The 2,889-nt window shown below is 64.5% G+C and carries 3 protein-coding genes; 1 reads left to right on the top strand and 2 read right to left on the bottom strand.

All coding sequences use genetic code 11. The features are described 5' to 3' along the window. Positions 1 to 72: 72 nt before the first annotated feature. Positions 73 to 1,341: a zinc-ribbon domain-containing protein gene (locus tag AX744_RS21790; protein WP_082738393.1), complete on the top strand. Its 1,269-nt coding sequence runs from the start codon at positions 73 to 75 to the stop codon at positions 1,339 to 1,341. A 194-nt stretch (positions 1,342 to 1,535) separates the two neighbouring features. Here the strand turns inward: AX744_RS21790 and AX744_RS03940 are convergent, their stop codons facing one another. Then, on the bottom strand, positions 1,536 to 1,943 hold the full coding sequence (locus AX744_RS03940; protein ID WP_017201945.1) for an arsenate reductase ArsC: 408 nt from the start codon (positions 1,941 to 1,943) through the stop codon (positions 1,536 to 1,538). Between the two features lie 28 nt (positions 1,944 to 1,971). Continuing rightward, positions 1,972 to 2,889 (bottom strand): metalloregulator ArsR/SmtB family transcription factor (locus tag AX744_RS03935; protein WP_061015454.1); only part of this gene is annotated, 918 nt, incomplete at its 5' end.

The raw sequence follows: 2,889 nt of genomic DNA, 5'->3' as shown, positions 1-2,889 counted from the left end.
GAGGGGCACTCCTGGGAAGCAAGCCCCCACGTGCGAGGCTCTGCCGAGACCAACTGCGAATATTGCATCGGCATGGACTTCTGGCCGGGACACACCGATCTCGGCACCCTGCGGCCAGACATCGCCGCGGAATGGGACACTACCCCAGGAGCCAACCGGGGGGACCCCCATCACGTGAGCGCCACCTCCGCCCGGAAAATCAACTGGAGGTGTACTGCTCACGAGCACACCTGGCCCGCCCAGGTGCGCTCCCGCACCACGCAAGAAAGCAAATGCCCCTATTGCAGCGGTAGCCGGGCGATACCGGGTGAAACAGATTTAGCCACTCTTCACCCCGGCCTCGCAGCAGAGTGGGATCACGAACTCAACGACAGCTCCATCACTCCGGAGACAGTCACCCCCGGATCGGACCGTGTCGTCTGGTGGCACGGCCACTGCGACCACAGCTGGGACGCGGCTGTCGGTGACCGTTGCTCAGGACACGGGTGCCCGTACTGCTCCAATCAACGCACCCTCGCCGGTTTCAATGACCTCGCCACCACTCACCCTCATCTCGCCGAACAATGGGACCGCGTCAACTCCAAGTCCGCTTGTGAGGTCACCGCGGGCTCGGATTACCCCGCAGTATGGCGCTGCGCGCTGAGTCACACATGGGAGCTCCCCGTCTGGGGCCGCACGAAGGACAAGACGGGATGCCCCGTGTGTGCGAATCGCGTCGTCCTCGCGGGGTTCAATGACTTGGGGACTCTCGATCCTCATTTGGCTTCGGAATGGGACCGCACCCCAGGAGCGAACGACCGGACACCGTCCGAAGTGACCGTCAGTAGTTCCTATGAAGCCCAATGGCGGTGCGCAGAAAACCACACCTGGCCAGCGACCGTCGCCAACCGACACGCAGGCTCAGGCTGCCCGTCATGCTCCGGCCGGGTCGCTATCCCGGGAGCCACTGACCTCGCGACACGCAGACCCGATATTGCCGCGCAATGGGATCCCAGCAACGACTGCTCACCGAATCAGGTCACGGTCTCCTCCCACGTGAAAGTGTCGTGGATCTGCCACCGCAATCACTCGTGGCCCGCGACAGTCAAAAACCGGACGTCCGGCTGCGGCTGCCCTTACTGCACAGGAAAGCTACCCATCCCAGGGGAGACCGACCTTGCAACCCTGCGACCCGATCTCGCAGCGCAGTGGGACTCCTCTAACGCCCTCTCGCCCACCGAGGTCACCGTGGGATCGGGGAGAAAAGTCACCTGGCACTGTGCCTGCGGGTATACATGGCCATCGAGAGTTCAGACCAGAACCCGCAGGCCTCACGCCCGCTGCCCCGAATGCCGCAAATAGCGACACTCCAGGTTCCAACGCCATCGAGCTCGCACTTGGCAATGCTGACCCCCTCGAGCACGAAGGACAAAGGCTCACGTGTTCGCTGCTCGCCCAAACGCGAGCGAGTCGAGAAGCGCTGAAGGCCTGACCAAGGTCGCACTGCCGACTCGCCGTTCACGTCAGCGTCGCGGATTGTCGAGCGCGTGCGCTTCTCAGAGGAGCTCGCTCACCAGCTGTTCGATGCGACCACGGATATCGTCGCGGATGGGCCGTACGGCGTCGATGCCCTGGCCAGCGGGGTCGTCGAGCTTCCAGTCTTCGTAGCGCTTTCCGGGGAAGAACGGGCAGGCGTCGCCACAACCCATGGTGATCACGACGTCAGAGGCCTGCACCGCCTCGGTGGTGAGGACCTTGGGCTGCTCGGCGGTGATGTCGATACCAAGTTCCTGCATCGCGTCGACGGCGGTGGGGTTGATCTGATCCGCAGGCATGGACCCGGCCGAGCGCACTTCGATACGGTCGCCAGCGATCTCGCGGAGGAACCCGGCCGCCATCTGCGACCGTCCGGCATTGTGAACGCAGACGAAGAGGACGGACGGCTTGACGGTGGTGTCAGTCATGTTTGCTCCTGAATGGGCGGTAGAGGGGTTAGCGGAGAAGGTCGTCGACGAGAACATGGACGCGTGCGGCGATATCGTCACGGATCGCTTCGACGCCTTCGCGAGACGCGAGAGCGGGGTCACCCACCGCCCAGTCGTCGTACCGAACGCCGGGGATGATCGGGCAAACGTCCCCGCAGCCCATCGTGACGACCACATCTGCCGCGCGCACCGCGTCGTCGGTGAGCGGCTTGGGATACCGATCGGCGGCAATGTCACCTTCGATGTCCGTGAGCAATGATCGCACATGGGGGTGGATGACGTCCGCGGGATTCGACCCTGCGGAGCGCGCAACGACCTTGCCGCCGCTGATCTGATTCACGAGTGCTGCGGCGAGCTGGGAGCGTCCGGCGTTCGCGACGCACACAAACAGCACCTGCGGGACGGAAGAGACGCGGTCTCTGGTGAGGTCAGCGAGGCGCTGCCGGGCGAACCTCTCGGTCAAGGGGATCAATGCAGAGGTGACGCGAGCAGTGCGGGCAAGGGACGTGTACGACTCGCGGACGATGGTGAGCACCACGTCCGCGTCAACCTCCGGAATCTCGGCGGCGAGCTCATCGGCAAGATGAGTCACGCGCGCGTCGAAGTCGGGTCGAGTGCTCGCATCCGTGCGCTCAACGCTCCACGGCTCACTCACGGTCGCAGGTGCGAACGAGTTCAGGAGAGCGGTGACCGCGCCTCGGCGGTTCGGGTTGATGCGGTACCAGACCCAGGTGCCACGCCGCTCGGAGACGAGGACATCCACGTCTTTGAGGACTTTCAGGTGGTGCGACACGGTGGGCTGGGAGACGTCGGCCAGTTCGGCCAGGTCGCACACGCACGATTCTCCGCGGGGATCGGAGGCGATGGCCGACAGCATGCGCAGCCTGAGCGGGTCGGACAGCGCTTTTAGCGTCGCTGCGACCGA

Origin of the sequence: Microbacterium sp. CCH5-D1, assembly GCF_001557335.1 — a bacterium.
GTDB classification, from domain to species: Bacteria; Actinomycetota; Actinomycetes; order Actinomycetales; family Microbacteriaceae; genus Microbacterium; species Microbacterium oxydans.
Note: the sequence above shows the minus strand (reverse complement) of the source record. Positions and strands in the feature narration are given on the sequence as shown.